Annotated in this window: 13 protein-coding genes and 1 riboswitch; all 13 genes read right to left on the reverse strand. The window is 48.8% G+C overall.

Features of this window, described 5'->3' with window-relative positions:
* Positions 1 to 35: 35 nt before the first annotated feature.
* The gene (tilS, locus tag BN1360_RS03675) at positions 36 to 1,484 is read right to left on the reverse strand and encodes a tRNA lysidine(34) synthetase TilS (RefSeq protein WP_068778548.1); all 1,449 of its coding nucleotides are present in this window, start codon (positions 1,482 to 1,484) and stop codon (positions 36 to 38) included.
* A gap of 41 nt (positions 1,485 to 1,525) precedes the next feature.
* Positions 1,526 to 2,467 carry a serine/threonine protein kinase gene (locus BN1360_RS03680; protein ID WP_068778560.1) on the reverse strand — a complete coding sequence of 314 codons (942 nt, stop codon included), beginning with the start codon at positions 2,465 to 2,467 and terminating at the stop codon, positions 1,526 to 1,528.
* The gene (locus tag BN1360_RS03685) at positions 2,451 to 3,197 is read right to left on the reverse strand and encodes a vWA domain-containing protein (RefSeq protein WP_068778549.1); all 747 of its coding nucleotides are present in this window, start codon (positions 3,195 to 3,197) and stop codon (positions 2,451 to 2,453) included. The genes BN1360_RS03680 and BN1360_RS03685 overlap by 17 nt, the downstream gene beginning before the upstream one ends.
* Positions 3,198 to 3,432: 235 nt before the next feature.
* The gene (locus tag BN1360_RS03690) at positions 3,433 to 7,140 is read right to left on the reverse strand and encodes a non-ribosomal peptide synthetase family protein (protein ID WP_068778550.1); all 3,708 of its coding nucleotides are present in this window, start codon (positions 7,138 to 7,140) and stop codon (positions 3,433 to 3,435) included.
* 63 nt (positions 7,141 to 7,203) lie between these two features.
* Entirely contained in the window at positions 7,204 to 8,955 is a 1,752-nt protein-coding gene (locus BN1360_RS03695; protein WP_068778551.1) for a methyl-accepting chemotaxis protein, read from the reverse strand.
* Between the two features lie 157 nt (positions 8,956 to 9,112).
* A riboswitch (cyclic di-GMP riboswitch) is annotated at positions 9,113 to 9,202 on the reverse strand.
* A gap of 185 nt (positions 9,203 to 9,387) precedes the next feature.
* Positions 9,388 to 11,889 carry a stage II sporulation protein E gene (gene spoIIE, locus BN1360_RS03700; protein ID WP_179016292.1) on the reverse strand — a complete coding sequence of 834 codons (2,502 nt, stop codon included), beginning with the start codon at positions 11,887 to 11,889 and terminating at the stop codon, positions 9,388 to 9,390.
* A gap of 398 nt (positions 11,890 to 12,287) precedes the next feature.
* Positions 12,288 to 12,761 (reverse strand): S1 domain-containing RNA-binding protein, encoded by a 474-nt coding sequence (locus BN1360_RS03705; protein ID WP_068778553.1) that lies wholly within the window; start codon positions 12,759 to 12,761, stop codon positions 12,288 to 12,290.
* 114 nt (positions 12,762 to 12,875) lie between these two features.
* Positions 12,876 to 13,220: an FtsB family cell division protein gene (locus tag BN1360_RS03710; RefSeq protein ID WP_068778554.1), complete on the reverse strand. Its 345-nt coding sequence runs from the start codon at positions 13,218 to 13,220 to the stop codon at positions 12,876 to 12,878.
* Between the two features lie 41 nt (positions 13,221 to 13,261).
* Positions 13,262 to 13,831: a spore cortex biosynthesis protein YabQ gene (gene yabQ / locus BN1360_RS03715; protein WP_068778555.1), complete on the reverse strand. Its 570-nt coding sequence runs from the start codon at positions 13,829 to 13,831 to the stop codon at positions 13,262 to 13,264.
* Complete coding sequence (yabP, locus tag BN1360_RS03720; RefSeq protein WP_068778556.1) at positions 13,828 to 14,109, reverse strand: sporulation protein YabP; 282 nt, start codon at positions 14,107 to 14,109, stop codon at positions 13,828 to 13,830. The genes yabQ and yabP overlap by 4 nt, the downstream gene beginning before the upstream one ends.
* Positions 14,110 to 14,225: 116 nt before the next feature.
* Positions 14,226 to 14,501: an RNA-binding S4 domain-containing protein gene (locus tag BN1360_RS03725; protein ID WP_068778557.1), complete on the reverse strand. Its 276-nt coding sequence runs from the start codon at positions 14,499 to 14,501 to the stop codon at positions 14,226 to 14,228.
* Entirely contained in the window at positions 14,501 to 14,773 is a 273-nt protein-coding gene (locus BN1360_RS03730) for an HU family DNA-binding protein (RefSeq protein ID WP_018753532.1), read from the reverse strand. The genes BN1360_RS03725 and BN1360_RS03730 overlap by 1 nt, the downstream gene beginning before the upstream one ends.
* Positions 14,774 to 14,954: 181 nt before the next feature.
* Positions 14,955 to 16,448 carry a bifunctional methyltransferase/pyrophosphohydrolase YabN gene (gene yabN, locus BN1360_RS03735; RefSeq protein WP_068778558.1) on the reverse strand — a complete coding sequence of 498 codons (1,494 nt, stop codon included), beginning with the start codon at positions 16,446 to 16,448 and terminating at the stop codon, positions 14,955 to 14,957.
* Between the last annotated feature and the right edge of the window lie 341 nt (positions 16,449 to 16,789).

The raw sequence follows: 16,789 nt of genomic DNA on the forward strand, positions 1-16,789 counted from the left end.
TTAAACTATGAATGCCTAGATTTGCAGTTCCTGCTTCAGTTAAACCTTCTCGTATCCAAAACTATTCGCAAAACGGAAGTCGTATGCTGACTTACCGTAGCAATTTCGGAACGACGGAGACCGGGAATCCATATAATTTGGCCTTCCGCGTCCGTCACCATAGGGATTTGGGAGCGAGAAGAAGGAGGTATTTTCGCGTCGATGAAAATATCCTTTACTTTTTTGCTTCCATTTAATCCTATGACCTTCATAAAGTCTCCTGGCAGCCGGGAACGCACAGTAAGCGGATAAAGGAGCTTATCCGCATCGAATACCGCTTCCTCGTCCCCCAGTTCATCCAGGGATATAGAGCCCATATTAGCTCTATACCGGGTGAAACGCAAACAATGCTCCGTATTTGGAACAGATATTTCAGCCGGAAAATGCTTTACGAGATATGTATAGGGTAAACCTGAATTTCCCGTAGGATCAAGCATAAATCGGATCGTATCATATTCACGCATACAGCGCAGTCCACCGCCAAGATCAAGACTCCATGTTGTAGTCAGATTCTGAATTGCACCCTTGCGAATCGCTTCAATCTTGGTAAAATCATTGTCTTCTGTGCCTAAAGGCAGATAATTTAATATTAGTTTAATCAACCTCCGTTGTAAAGCGGCATGTAAGGCGACAAAGGGCTCAATCTTGAAAGAAAAAATCCCGCCTTCGTCAAAGACCAGTTCCTGATATACCTGTTCCGCCTTCTGCTGTAAAAAATCATCTTCTGCACCAACCACTTCGGCCAATCGATTAAGCGATTCTGTAAGTCCGCTATTATATTGCCCCAAAAAGGGCAGCACATCCAGACGAACTGCATTTCTTGCGTACTTAGGCAATAAATTTGTGCTGTCTGTAACATATGGTATGCCTGTCTTCTCACACATCTGAATCAGGTCATTCTTGTATATACGAAGCAGCGGACGAATAAGTTCCACATTTTTTTCGCGCCGCTTCATGCGCATGCCGGCAAGACCGGAAGTTCCACTGCCACGCATGATCCGCATCAGCACCGTCTCGGCCTGATCGTCGGCATGATGGGCCAGCGCTATTGCGTTAGCCTTATATTTCTCTGCTACAATATGCAGGAACTCATACCTCTTCTCGCGGGCCGCAAGCTGGGCTCCATGCCCCGATTCCTTCATATATGCTGGAATATCATAGACACCAAGCTCGAACGGGATACCAAGCTCGCTTGCCATCCTGCGTACGAATTCCGCTTCTTCATCCGACTCCGCACCGCGAAACCCATGATTTACATGGGCGCAGACTAATTGAAGTTTGAGATCAGGCTCCGCAGCCAATTGATGTAATATATGTAGAAGCGCAACTGAGTCAGGGCCTCCCGATACAGCCACGACAATACAGTCTCCCGAAGACCACAAGCTCTCCTCATGGCCGATCTGGCGCATTTGCTCAACTAGTCGGTGCATTACTCTACTGTTCATGCGCCCTCCCCCTCCAATCGTCATCTCTCTATTATAAACACCTAATTCCAGAATGTGAAAAACAAAGCGCAAAGAAGTAAAAGCAAAGATAGCGTAAAAGCCCCCATCATCCACGCTGGTGTCGGTGATTTGGCCTTACGCTGCATCACTTGCTTCTGTACCTGTTCTCTCCATAATTGGCGAGCCTCCGCCGTGCTGCGGAATTTCCCCTCTAACGCCCGCTCCAGCCATTTGCGGTAAGGCTGCAGGGACGCCTCGCCCTGTACGATCGCCAGCAAGTCGCCCTTGCTGCGAGTTTGCGGCAAGCCGGTGGCGACCTCCTTAAGCGGGGCCTCAGCCAGCAAATGAATGCATACGACCGCCAAGGAGAACAGATCATAGGAAGGCTCCGCCGTCCTTCCCCCCGCGCCCCAGTAACCGCGGTCGTACCATTCTGTGAACTGTCGCACGCTGCGGCCGTTTTCGCTGACTCCGCCATAGTCAATGAGCTCCACCTCACCATAAGGCGAGACGAGCACGTTCTCCGGCTTTAAGTCCCCGAACGTGAAGCCCAGGCCATGCAGCCCCTCCAGCTGCTGCAGCAGCGAATATCCGGCGACATTCAACCATCTGTTGCCCTGTTGTGCCAGGAACGCTCGCAGCGGCTCGCCCTTCACATAACGCATAACATAGAAAGGAATCTCCTTGCCTTCCAGAGAGTAATCATCTACCTCTACCAGATATGAGAGATCCCTTTTTCCTGTTGAGCTTATCTTGCGTTTTCTCCGCTGCAGCGCCTTAAGCACGTTGATTTCCGATTGCAGGTCGATCGTGTCGAAGCCCATTTTGAGTGCATACAGTCTTGAGCTCTTCACCTGCTTCACCAAATAGACGACCCCGTTGGCGCCTTGTCCAAGCAGACGCTGAATCAAATAGCGTTCACCCTTCCAGCGGCCGGTTACAATCGTTCCTGGCGGCAGGGTCCATTTAGACGACGTAGTCACCAAGCATCGCTTCTCCTTCACCTTTCTCATCCGAACCATTCCTAGCTCCGTGTCCATTCAGTGTACCATAACGGAAGAATTCAATCACCTTCAGGATCGCCGGACCAGTTGGAGTTGCCCCCCTCATCGTCAGGCGCTGGAAAATAGACCGGGCTGAGCCTAAATTGCTGGTCCAACCGATATCCAGGACCGCATCCTCACCGCTATGAGCGCCCGGAAAGTGGAAGACGGCCAGTTGGCTGCTGCCCTTCCTTGCCCCCAAGCTTAGCATCATATCGCGGATCGCTTCCTCAACAGCAGCCAGCTTTGGCTTCATACTGGCGCTGGCGTCGATCAGCAAGGCTACCTGCAGCGGACTGTTCTCGCTAAGCTCATCAATCACCTCCACCACCTCTGCGCGCTGTTCGGGCGGCAGAACCTCAACCGAGGATTCACCCAATATTTGCTTTAGCTCCTTGCCTACCGCCTGCTGTATCGTCTGAACGACCGTCTTCCTCGTCAGCATCTGCATCGTCTGTGCCAGTTTCTCCGTCCCCGTTAGACGGCTCATTCCTCCGCCGCTTCTAGCGATCTCCTCAATTTCGATACTGCCAAGCTCACCAATCGTCCCATAATCAACAACCCCTACTACATTGACGGTGATCCCTTCCTGACGGGCCAATGCCGCCGCCATTACCGGACTCTCTCCTACATTGGAACAACCATCTGTAATTAGCATAATTTGTTTCATAATTATAATCGCCTCCTAATCAATCCTGTAACTCTCTCTTCTCTAGCATTTCCAGGATTGATAGGATTCAAACTAGATCGGTTGAAACTAATTGAAAGGCAGGGAACTAAAGGAATATATTCTTGCAATTACCCTGCTGTACCCCTGGCTAAAATAGAAGAAGCGGCCTCCGTCAACGCGCTGACGTGCCGCTTCTGTACTATATTTAAGGCTCAAGCTATTGGAAACATAGCTTCTATGGCGCAGGGAAGTACCCAATCCGCACCGCATAATCTATCATACGCCGGAAAAATTCACGATCCGGCTCGTGGCACATAACAGGCGTACCTGCTAGAAACTCATTTGTCTGTGGGCAAGCGAAGCGGTAGATCGAGTTCTTCGCACCATCTCCCTCCAATTGAGCCATCGCCAGCTCCATACCGGTCTGGTCTTTCGGCTGATTCGGATCGAGCAGCCATGCCTCGTAATCACGCCACTCCAACAAATCCACATAATAGCCATATTCACGCAAATGTTCAACCATGTCTATATAAGCGATCTGCACGGGATTGCAGATGTGGAATAACCTTCCCGCACTCTTCTCCTGTAGTGCCAAAGCCGAGATAGAGGCACCCGCATAATTCACCGGCGTGAAGTCTACCTGCCAATGCACTCGCGGCGCCTTGCCAAGCAGGAGCATCGCCTTCAGCATCCGGTAAAAGGCGTTATTGTCTATGTTCTTCTGGAATACACCCGTAGTTGAATAGCAGGACAGGTTACCTACCCGGTATACCGAAGCAGCCACTCCTTCTTCCTCACAGGCCCGAATCACCAGCTTCTCCGCTTCGAGCTTACTATTCGTATACACATTCTCGGTGGCTACCGCGTCGTAGCCACTGCCTTCTGTGAACGACTCCCATAGGCCGAGGAAAGCCAGATCCTCCGGAATGCCCAGTGTGGACACATAATGGAAGCGCACATCCTTCCCGCGCGCCAAATCAAGCAGACGGTCCGTACTTCCAACGTTCACTTTGGTAAAATAATCAGCCGAACCGAAATGCTTCACCTCAGCTCCGCAATGGATAATGGAATCGAGATGCTGATCCAACAGCGCTGCATCCTGTGGGCTAAGGCCAAGATGGGGCTGCTCCAAATCCCCGCGAACCGCGAAAACCCGCTTCTCCATATTTCGTGTAGTTTCGGTTCCGTAATACCCCTTCATCACATCGACGAGACGCTGATAGGGTTCTTCCCCTTCTTTGGCACGCACAAGGCAATATACGACCGCCTCAGAGCTTTGCAGCAGTTGATAGAGCAGAGAGGAACCCAAATACCCGGTAGCCCCGGTCAATAGAATATGACGCTGAGGGGAGACAGAAGGTTTACTGTTCCTGCCGAACCTGCGTGGATATTCCGCTAAATCACGAATTTCCCCATTGCCCGCGAAGGCATCCTCTTCCTCAGTTGAATCCATTAATTCAATCACTCGCTCAGCCATAGCATGCACTGTCGAGTACACGAAAAAATCGTTGATTTTTAATTTAGGAAACCGCGGCTTGAGCAACACCAGCGTCTCCAGAATTTTCAGAGAATGCCCGCCAATCTCAAAGAAGTTGTCATATAAGCCTACGCGACTGCGATGAAGCGACTTCTCCCAGGCGAGCGCGATTTCCTGCTCTAATTCGGTAACCGGTGCAATATAGTTAGGGTCTTCCTCGACCTGCACAGGGATATCATAGGTGCCCAGACGTTTGCGATCGATCTTGCCTGTCGGTGACAAAGGCATCGAATCCAACATCATAAATTGACCTGGAACCATGTAGGCGGGAACCTTGGTCTTCAGGAAGGAAGCAAGCTCCTGCTTACTGATCTCCTCGCCGGACTTGGAAGTATAGAAGCCTATCAGCATCTTCTCGCCGTCATCGTCCTCCCTGACGATCACAGCAACATCCTTCACCTTCTCATGCTTCGCCAGATTCTCCTCAATCTCTCCGATCTCAATCCGGTAGCCCCGAATCTTCACCTGAAGGTCCTTTCTCCCCATGTACTCGATACCGCCATCATTCAACAAGCGAACCAAGTCGCCGGATCGATAATACCTTTTACCCGAACCAGGGTTTGTCGGATCGATAATAAAAGCTTCTTCCGTCTTGTCAGGCAAATTTAGATAACCTTTAGCCAAACCGATGGAATGAATCAACAGTTCACCCATTACATTCACCGGGCAGAGCTGGTCATTCTCATTGACGATCAGTACCTCGTAATTAGCGATAGGCTTGCCGATGCTGACCGTTGTTAGGTCTTCTGATACTTGTTCCCTGATCATATGCGTCGTCGCGGCCACCGTAACCTCTGTGGGTCCATAAGCATTTACGATAAACGGCTCATGCCCCATCTTCTTCTGCAAATTACGGACGGACTCCCCTGGAAGTGCTTCGCCACCGATAACAAAGCTGCGGATCGCTTGATACTTGACCGCCTCTTCTACCGTCAAATACGCCGATAATTGATTGAAGAACACGGTTGGCAGAATTCCTATCCGCGTCGCCCCGGTATCCTCAATCGCTGCGGTAAAGCTATCGACCGAATAACGCTGTTCATTGGACAATAAATGCAGTCTGGCACCGCAGCATATTGCACTGAATATATCGTATACGGAAGCATCAAAGCTGAAGGTAGAATATTGCAAAATGACGTCATGCTCCGAAAATTGAAGCTGCATAGCAGTAGACATCGACAGGTTTACAACCCCGGCATGGCGGATCAGGACCCCCTTTGGTCTTCCCGTTGTACCTGACGTATAGATCGTATACGCAATATCCTCCTGATCGATAGCAATCTGGCAGGCCTCCGTTGAATAAGCGGCGAATTGCCCAAGATCAAAGCATAATAGCTTCAGTTCATTCGCATTATCCGCTACAAGCGGCTGCAGCTTAGATCGATAAGCCTCCTTAGTTAGTACAATCCGGGAACCCGTATCTTCGATAATATACTGATTCCGATCATCCGGATGCTCCGGGTCCAGCGGAATATAAGTCCCACCCGCTTTGAGAGCGCCAAGCATGCTGACGACAGCTTCCATGCTGCGCTCCATGTAGATAGCCACGAATCCGCCTTTGTGCAGTCCCTGCTCCATTAGCGCATGGGCCACCTGATTGGATAACCGGTCCAGCTCAGCATAGGTCAACTTCCACTCAGCCGACGATAGGGCAATCCGGTCCGGGCAGCTCTCGACGGTCCTGTTAAGCATCGATGTTATCGTCAGTTCTACTCCCCAATTTCTCGCCGTATCATTGAGTTTCTCATAAGCCAGCACATCCTCATCGGTCATGACAGAGATATCGCCTAGAACGATCTCGGGATGAACCAATACGGCCTCAGCAATACATTGATAATGTCTGGCGAACTTGTTTATCGTACTCTCTTTGAACAGACGGCTCGGATAGTTAATCTCAGCTACCCACTTTTCCCCCTCTGTCCGCACATACCAGTTAAGACGGCTGGCCTCATAAGCGGCATTCCGCCCATAGATGGTCTTCACTACAGGAGACTGTGCAACCAGCTTCTCAATTTCTTGAATAGACAAACCTGCTTCATTGGATGAAACTAGCCGCTCCTCTATTGCAGACAGCAATTGGCTGAATGGCATATCAGCTTCAGTATGAATCCGCAATGGAAGGATTCGACCGTCCCCTGTTTGTATTCCCACGATTTGATCCTGTTCACCGCTCATTCGATATAGGAAGACATAATAACAAGCGATCAGCCAGGTTTGAACATCCGTCCCATGGGCCATCTGTCTTTTGAGTGATGAACTAATACTCAATTCATAGCTCATGCTCTTGGACTCGCTGGCCATTGCCAAATCTGGATAGTCAGTATGGATATGAAATCCGGATAATGGCGGCTGAAGCTCTCTTAGCCAATATTCCCGGGCTTTCTGATTTATCAGTAGGGTACTCACAAATGTTCAGCTCCTATTCTCTCTCTCTATTTAGGGGTGCTCAATCAGTCTCCCCTTGCACGATTACAGCTTCAATCCCTCTACCAATTTCTCTAACTTTCCGGAGATTTGATTTAAGTGCTCGGCAGAGCTCATAATATTGTCGGAAGAAGCTCTCTGCTCCATGGCACTCTCCTTGATTCGTTCAGAGATAACCGCATTTCTCTCCGCATATTCGGCAATTTGCTTAATAGTCGCAGTAATCTGCTCTGTCTCAGCTACCATCTCCTCAGTAGCGGCAGAGACCTCCTGAATTTGACTGGTCACGGAATCTGTACCATCCAATATCGTAGCGAACAGCTCTCCTGTTTCTTGAACGATCTGGATACCGGCAGCCACATTCCGTTCTCCTTCGCTGATTGCGGTGACGGCTGTGCTTGTCTCTTTCTGGATATAGTGAACCAGATCAGCGATTTGCTCTGCTGACTTGGCGGACTCCTCGGCCAGCTTCTTCACCTGGTTAGCTACAACTGCGAAACCTCGTCCTTCCTCACCTGCTCTGGCCGCCTCAATGCTGGCATTCAACGACAATAGGTGAGTCTGTTCGGCGATTTGTGTAATTACCTGTACAATCTCCTCAATTTGCCCGGAACGTCTCTGCAATTGTTCAATCGAGACGACCGATTGCTGCACGGATTGCTGAATGGAATCCATCTGCTTAATAACCCCGCTGATATTATCCCGTCCAATCTCAGAATTGTCCTTCATCTGCATCGATGCATCCGACAATGCTGAAGTGCTGCCAGCAATCGTTCCTACGCCTGAATTGATCTCTTCCAGTGAAGTCACACTCTCGGAGATCGACTTGCTCTGCTGCGTAGCCTTCTCGGAGATTTCCTCGATATTATCGCTGATCGCCATAGAGCTCTCATGATTCGTCTCCAGCGTCTGGAACAGAATCTTCGATTGATCCGCCGACTGAATAGACACCGTCTTGATGGTCGCCACCAGTTCATTCATATTGCGAACCGTTGCATTAAACTTCTCATTCACCTGGCCCAATTCGCTCTCATCCGTCTTCAACTGTACGCTGAAATCGCCTTTGCTGAGCTTGTCCAATGCTGACATAAGATCCTTCACGGGCGCAAAAGTTTTCCGGGTCGTGAAATATTGAGACGACAAAATAACGATCAGAATGGCAATAAGTGCGAGTACCGTATATTTCAGCAAATCTGTTTGGCCCGTCATAATCAGACTGGCATCGAAATCCATGCCTATGTATGAGAATACTTCACCATTCTTGTCCTGAATTGGATAGAGTACCGTCAACCAAACGCCGTAATCGTCCTTATAAGGCTTTGTGAACGTAATTTTTTTTGTTTTTAGCATTTCTTCGACGCCCTTCACATGGTAAGCAGGCTGTCCAAGCATATCGCCCAGGAACAAGCCCTCACCCTCGAACATATCAAGGATGGCCGTCGGAAAAGCGATCATCTGAGTACTATCGTTCTCTACCTTTGCTCCAAAGATATAACCTTGAGCAACATCGGGATGCGTTGCTGACAAGTCATCAAATACTTTCGTCAGCTTCTTCTGAAGCTCAGAATTGCGATCCGTGTCTGTCATCGCCGCTTTGGCTTCTTCCGATGTGATCTTGTCCTTCCAGGCTTCCATGACCTTCTGTGAGTTGTCCTCCAACTGATTGGTTAATACGGCACCTTGAATATAAAAGCTGGCGGCGATCAGGATAACGCCGGTCATTAGAATGGAGATACTCGTTAACAACATATTTTTCGTAACAATGCTCAAACGGTTAAAAAAACCAAAAATCTTCATATTCAGTCTCCTTTTCAGTCCAGATAGTGACTTGGAATCAAACATAATTCCTTTCTTTTAAACCTGTTTTTCTTCATTCCCCCTTGAATAAGTAGATCCACCTAAAATTTGGGCAAAAAAAAAGATAACCGCATAGCAAACACTATAGGTTACCTCTTTTAGCAACTGGCTGACATATCCCCCATAAGGAGAATTAGTCCCTATAGCTTTGCGTCACTACCTTTCGATAGCTTTGCCCAAACATGTATAAAATTAGTTCAATGGACGGATCTATCTAACAAATTTCGACAACACGACATGATAATCTTACTATGATTTTCAAATCATTCCCATGATAAATAATACCAAAATTGTGTACATTGTTTGAATTTTCCCATCTTTAGATTCGCTACTTAAGACCTATTCTGCTAGAAAATGACTGCTTGTCGCATGTCAGCTTACGGTCCGCGGCCGCTCCAGCCTTGATATTCCGGGAATATGCAGGGTTGCCCATTCAGGCAACAAATGATCAATTTTAGCCACTACAACGGTCATATCATCGTGGATCGTATTTTTCTGATAGCGAATTACTGTCTCCAGCAGGCAATCGGCGATTTCCTGCGGCTCATCCGCATGGATCTCCGAGATCATCCGTTTGATCCACAATTCCTTATTTACAGCATAACCGGGAGCATCATACACTCCATCCGTCATCATAATCAAAATATCTTCAGGAAGCAGCTGCACTGTAACCAGATCAATCTCGATATCCTGAATAATCCCAATCGGCAGATTGCTAGCCGTGATCGGTATAACCTCATTTCCTCGTTTGATAAAGCTCGGTGATGAACCAATCTTAAGGAATGTCGTCTGCGCAGAGAACTCATCGATCAGAGCCATATCAACTGTAGCATATACTTCATCCGGCGAACGGAGCATCAGAATCGAGTTGACCGACTTCACCGCCAATTTCTCATCCATTCCGGATTGCAGCAGCTGCTCGAGAATCCCAAGCGCCGTGCTGCTCTCCAGTCTGGCCCGCTCTCCATTCCCCATACCGTCGCTGATGGCCACAGCATAGGTTCCGTTCCCAAGCTCCATGGCACTAAAGCTGTCTCCGGATAGCAAATCTCCGCCCTTAGCCGCCCCGGCGACGCCGGTCGTCACCTCGAAAGTCTTGGCTGAACCAAAGGTTACCGTAGCCAGTCCATCTCTACCCGTAGGCATATTCTCCCGAACCACCGTAATATGCTCGTCCACAATATCGGATAATAGCGGCGCTATAATCTTCCGGCATTCATCAAACCCACGAGTATACGCATGGACAATTTCGATTTCTACATTGCCGTGGTCCAGACTTATGATGTCGATGCTATGAATGGACAATCCCATTTTGTCGAGTGCATCCCGGATCTGCTCCTCTTGCTTATACATCGCCTGCCCTTCCCGCTGAATCTCTCTCGCCAAATCTTCCATGACCTGCGAGACTCCCGACAGCTGCTCAGCTACAAGCTGTCTGCTATCGTATATTTGCCGCTTCCAATGCATATCATTTTGATATAGGTTGTATTCCTGCTTCATCAGATCAAGCACTTGATCTGTCTTAATACACAGCTTATTCCACTTCGGCGGAAGATCACGCCTCGTCAACTCCGGATTATCTTCCACAGCTGACATCATCTCCGTCATTAATTTATAGGTTTGATAGAAGTTGCCGTCCCAGCAGGCCTTGCGGCGCAAGCAATTCGCACAGGCTCCCTCGGTAATTGCATCCATGAAATGGCCAACCTCTTCGCTTTGCTTGGACATTTCGCCGCTGCTGGCCATCTGACCGAAGCTGCGCGACAATTGTTTGAATACCTGGGAGAACTGAGCTACCCTTCCGGCTGTAATCTCCCTGACCCGCTTCGCATATTCATGCTGTGATTTGATATGATCCTGCGTGCCGGGCACATACTTGGCGATAACGCTTATAACGCCCTTTGGCGTTGCGAGGAAGAGGAGGATTGCCACACAACTCTCCCAGGTTGAAGACATCACTTCGGCTGGTCCTGTCAAATAAATCGCTAGAATGGACGATCCGAGCAGCATTCCCAGGGCAACCGCCCATTTGCGTCCCTCCCGCAGCATACCAGCCAGCATGCCGGCAAAAGCTAGCAAACTCATTTGATAGAGCGCTGTCATATTAGCCAAGCTGAGGATTAGTCCGGTAATCACACCCACCGAAGCCCCTAGCGAGGCGCCTCCGACCAGGGCAAACAACAGAATCAAATATCTCGACATGATATGTTCGATCGACAGACCGTATATTTCCCATCCGACAGCTCCGGTCATCACCGATGCCAACAGAATAACCAGACAGAGGATCTCCTCACTCTTGAGATGGCGTCCCTTCCTGCGAAGGGAGAAGACCGGAACAGACTGAATAAAGACCAGGGTTAAGACGAAGCTCAGTATAGAATCGGCAACCATCATCATCATCGAATACCAACTTAACGATGGGCCAACGACCGCCTGAAATAATCCTACGAGGAAGGTGCTGGTGAATACCGCCAAGGGAGCGTAGGATATATCCGCCCGCTCAAAACTCTCAAGTCCTCTATGAATCAAGTAGAAAATTAGTAGCTCCGCAGCAATCCATAGTCCATGCTGAACCGGAGACAAAAGCGCTCCAATGACCATCAGGCTCCCTGCTGTTATTGCAATATCACGGCGCATAAACATCATCACTGCAAAGAAGGCGGCAGCGAACGGCGACAGCTCGTCCAGAATAGTAGCTCTTCCCAGTAAGAATGCCATCACCAGAAAGAGCAAATTCCATTTATTCACCGTAAAACGCTGAGCGGCTCGCTCTAGAAACGGTACATCCATCCATGTTCTTCTGCCATTTGCCTTGGCTTGCCCTTTCAGTCTCTTCAAACCGGGAAACGTAATGACATTCCACTTCTCCATCAACTGGCACCACCTTATCCAATTTGTTAGGTATGTCCCATTATAGGTAGGGTGAACTGGAAAGTTTGTCAGATACCGGAGTAAGCAGCAAAGAAATTTCCGACAAATTGAGAGGGGTTTACGAAACACCACGAACCTAGGCCTGTCAAAGGATACATCCCCCTTATACGTGCCTATGTTCGTACCAAGCCTCGTAATTTTAGCCGACTTTAGCGCAGATGGATCTGAAACATATCGTGTTATTGCGTAATAACCTGTCGCCTAAGCGGGACAGACGACAAAAATAGAAGCTGGAAAAAAAATCTAGACATGGATTTGAGAAGAATCCTAAATCATTTTCCTATGAACAACAAAAAACCGTAGGCATATATATGCCTACGGTGGATTTCATATTTAAAAAATTACATTCGTTTAGCTCCGCGTCCTCCGCGTTTGCCTTCCGTATTCTTCTTCAACGAAGAAATTCGCTCTTCACTATCCTTCAGAAAACGCGACATCTTGTCTTCAAAGGTAGATTTGTTAGAGAAAGAACGTCCCCCTCGATCCCGATTAAATCCGCCACTTGGCCGGTCCCCGTCTCTGCCGCCGCTTGGGCGATCGCTTCTTGGTGCACGAGGCGGTCTGGTTGACTCAACCGGCTTATCAACGGCTTGCTTAATGGAAAGTCCGATCTTACCGTCCTTATCGACATTAATTACCTTCACGGTAACCATATCGCCAATCTTCAAGTGATCGTTGACGTCCTTCACGTAATTGTCGGCGATCTCCGAGATGTGAACGAGACCCGTGACACCTCCTGACAGATCCACAAATGCTCCGAAATGCGTGATGCCTGTCACTTTACCTTCTAACTTGGTGCCCACTTCTATTGCCATAAAATAAAATGATCCTCCCTTAAAAATATACAGCCAGGCCTCGAAATCATGACTGCGGTGATTTGATTATACCGAATGAGTGAAACAAGGTCAACAGACGGATGCCCTTAGATTTCAATCATTATCCGAGCCGGAATCGGATACCCGAACCGGAATCTCACCAGGTTTATACAGTCCATACTTCTTCATTGCGATCTGGCCAATATACTCAGGATCTTTCAGACGATTCAATTCATAATTTAATTGATTCAAGCTCTGTTCCGCCGCTACCTTGGAAGCTTGACGCTCCGATAGCTGCTGAGATTTCTGTCCGATCTCGCTGGATTGAGATATAAAGGTATGGCCCGACCATATTATGAATATAGCCATGAACATCATCCATAACCGTAACCGGCGGCGCGCTCCGGTTGTTCCGGATGCCTTATTCTGCGATTGTCTGTCTGTCGATACCTTATGCAACTGAGCGCCCTCCATTCTCTTAATCTTGTATTCTGCGAAATCTATTCTCTATGAAACCAGCGTCTCCATAACGACTTTATCCAATCCCGCACGGCAATCAGCCTGTCCGAAATGCGAAGTCGTCTACGAATCGGCCTGGTCGCCCACAAAAGAAGCTTCCAAAACGGCAGCAACGTAATCCGCCCCAGAAATAATAACATCACCCATATAAAACCAAGCAACAACCAAATTCCTTTGAGTAACAACCTGATCGGTGCAATAAGCACAACCCGGACAATTCCGACTAATATCCTATAAAACCGTTTTATTACTATAATTAACATTACCACAAAACGTTCAGTTATAACACTAAGAAACAAAAAATGAATCCAAACGCCTATAAAAAGCCCTAGAAACACGTAAAATCTGATCTCTCCCTGATTTGTATGATACATCGTCCGGAATACAAATAAAGCTGAAGCGAACCAATATAACAGATCAAGGGCATGGATACTCCAGCGCGGGAAGCGGAATTGGATGGATACGACTCGGTAACCGTCGAAGACCATTCCCATAATTCCTCCGCATGCCAGCATCCAGAGAAGGGTTATCCACTGTGTATGCAGATTCATCGGAACAATTTACCAAGGAAGCCTTTGTTTGATGAATGGGAGCCCGGCTCCAAATAAGACAGGGAATTTACCAGGCCCTCGATACTGACAAGCCCCTGTTCTAGATTCAAGTTCTTGATATGTAAATTCTGTCCGCGGATCGTCAAATGCCCTAGCTCGGTCTGCAGCAGAAACTCCTCGCTATCGAAGCTCTCCACATTCTGCACCCCTGATATTTCGAGCAGTTTTCTTTGAAATAAATGCAACTCCTGACGCTTCCCTTTTCCTTGTTCGACCATGGCATGTACCCCTCCTTCTTACAGATAGCTTATGGAGCGGATGCTTGGTTTAGAACCAGAGAGAAAATAAAAAGCGGTGCCCTGTGGCACCGCTGAATAAGCAGTAATCTAATTTGTTACTCGAACAAATCATGCTTTGCGATCGGTTCTTCCTTCACCAAGGTATACAGCGTAGCAGCTTCTTCTTTGCGAGTCGTCTCAGCTAAGCGTTCAACTCTTACAGTGACCAGCTTCTGGCCGAATTGCACCGTAATCTCGTCGCCCACCTTCACCGGACTGCTTGGCTTCGATTCACGGCCGTTAATCAGAACTCTTCCTTGGTCGGAGACGTCCTTGGCAACCGTGCGCCGCTTAATCAAGCGCGATACCTTAAGGAATTTGTCGAGACGCATTATTTTACAGCTTCTTTAAGTTTGTTGCCAGCTTTGAATGCAGGTACATTGGATGCAGGAATTTCGATCGTCTTGCCAGTTTGCGGGTTGCGGCCAGTACGACCGGAACGCTTGCGAGTTTCGAAAGTTCCGAAACCAATCAATTGTACTTTGTCTCCACCAGCGAGAGCCTCAGTGATTTCACCAAGAAATCCGTTCAATACGGATTCAACGTCTTTTTTAGTTAAGCCACTCTTGCTGGAAATGTTGTTGATCAGATCTGTTTTGTTCATTAATAATGCCTCCCAATAGATAAAGAAATAAATGATATTGCTGTAATTGGAGCGAGAGCCCCTCCTACCGCAAGGATATCTTTGTATGAGTATTCTTGCTTGAAATGAAAAATCCTGCCCGGAACTTAGAATTTTTTTGTTTATTTCGCAAAATTAACCGCATTTTAGGCAATTTCCCTAATTATCTCCGTTCATTCTCCTTTGATTGCTCCCATAAATGGTCCATTTCGACAAGGGAGCTGGTACCTGGAGTTTTCCCGGCTTCGTGCAGCCGCTGCTCTACATAGCTGAAGCGACGTACAAATTTGGAGTTTGTCTGCGATAAGGCTTCCTCCGGATCAACACCGATGAATCTTGCGGCATTCACGACCGAGAATAGAACATCTCCCAGTTCAAGCGTCTGTTCTGACAAGTCCTTCGTCTTCACAGCCTCGCGAAGCTCAAGGACCTCTTCCTCCAGCTTGGCCCATACCGCATCGATATGCTCCCAATCGAAGCCAACCTTCGCTGCTTTCTTCTGGAGCTTATACGCCTTCATCAGTGCTGGCAAATCGCGCGGTACACCGCTTAGCGCTGATAATCGCTCAGGCTCGATTCCTTTGCGGCGCTTCTCCTCCGCCTTCATCGCATCCCAGTTCCGAAGCGCAGCCTCGGCGTCCTCGGCACTCAGTTCTCCGAATACATGCGGATGGCGGTAGATCAGCTTCTCATTCAGCTCCTGGATTACATCGAATACGGAGAAGGTTCCTACCTCTTCCTCCATCTGCGAGTGCAGCATAATTTGCAGCAGCAAATCACCCAGTTCTTCACGCATATGGTCCGGATCATCCTCATCGATCGTCTCCAGCACTTCATAGGTTTCTTCGATCAGATTTTTGCGGATCGACTGGTGCGTCTGCTCACGGTCCCAAGGGCAGCCGCCAGGACTGCGCAGAATCGACACAATCTCGTGCAGACGATCCAGGGTGCGAATGCGCAAGGCATCATCCATACTTGCAGGAACGTATACCAGCGACAAATTGCCAAAGCCGGAGACGCGATCGAGCTCATATAAGGGCACAGTCACAATCTGCTCGCTTCCCTCTACACCGAGGGCATGTCCTACGGTTATCTCATAATCGTCCGGGTAGATATCCATCAGACTCAGCTTGACATCGGAAGCTGTGAATTCATCGTATACTTGACCGATCAATGTATGCAGACGCGGGTTAAATGTTCCGGCGGATATATCCGAAGCGTCCAGCAGCTGGAAACCTTCGATCGGGTCAAAGCCCAGCCTTGCGAATGCCACATCCAGGAAGCTCTCGCCACCGATGATATTCAACGGAATCCGCTCAGCAGGACAGCGCTCCCGCAGCAGCTTGACCGTCGCTTCCGCGACCATCGGATGACCCGGAACAGCATAGATGATTTCTTGCTCCTCCGGCAGTCGATTAGCCCGCTCGATCAGTCGTTCTACAATTTCTGCGTATACAGAAGGGAAATCCTCCTTCGCCTCATACACAGCATCAAATGAAGTGAACCCGACTCCCGTCTCCTCCAGCCAGCCCACTACAGGATGCTCCTTCGTACGCACATATCTCTGCTGTGCTTCCTTGAGCTTCCTAAGACTGCCCAGAGTTAAATGCTCCGGATTGCCGGATCCAAGCCCCATCACCGTTATGCTTCCGCTCATGTATGAGTCACACTCCTGTTCCAATCGTGTTTAGGACGGCTTGCCGGCCGCCTGCTTCAGCTAGTATCCTGCACTGCTGTCCATAAAATATGCCCAAATGGCATGATAATACTATACCACTAGTTCTGTCCAATTACGAAATTGCAAACACCACTGATATAGAGGACAACCGCCTGGTGTTACTCTCGGCGTATCAGCCTCAGCCGGATGAATAGCCTCAACAGCTTGGGACCGATCCGCGGCAGGGCGGCTACCTCCGCCGCGGTCAAGAGCCGTGTTCGCAGGACGGCGACGGCGAACACGGCTGCGCCGAGCAGCACGCCCAGCAGGCTGACCAGGGC

The sequence above is a fragment of the Paenibacillus sp. GM2 genome (genome assembly GCF_900069005.2).
Classification (GTDB): Bacteria; Bacillota; Bacilli; order Paenibacillales; family Paenibacillaceae; genus Fontibacillus.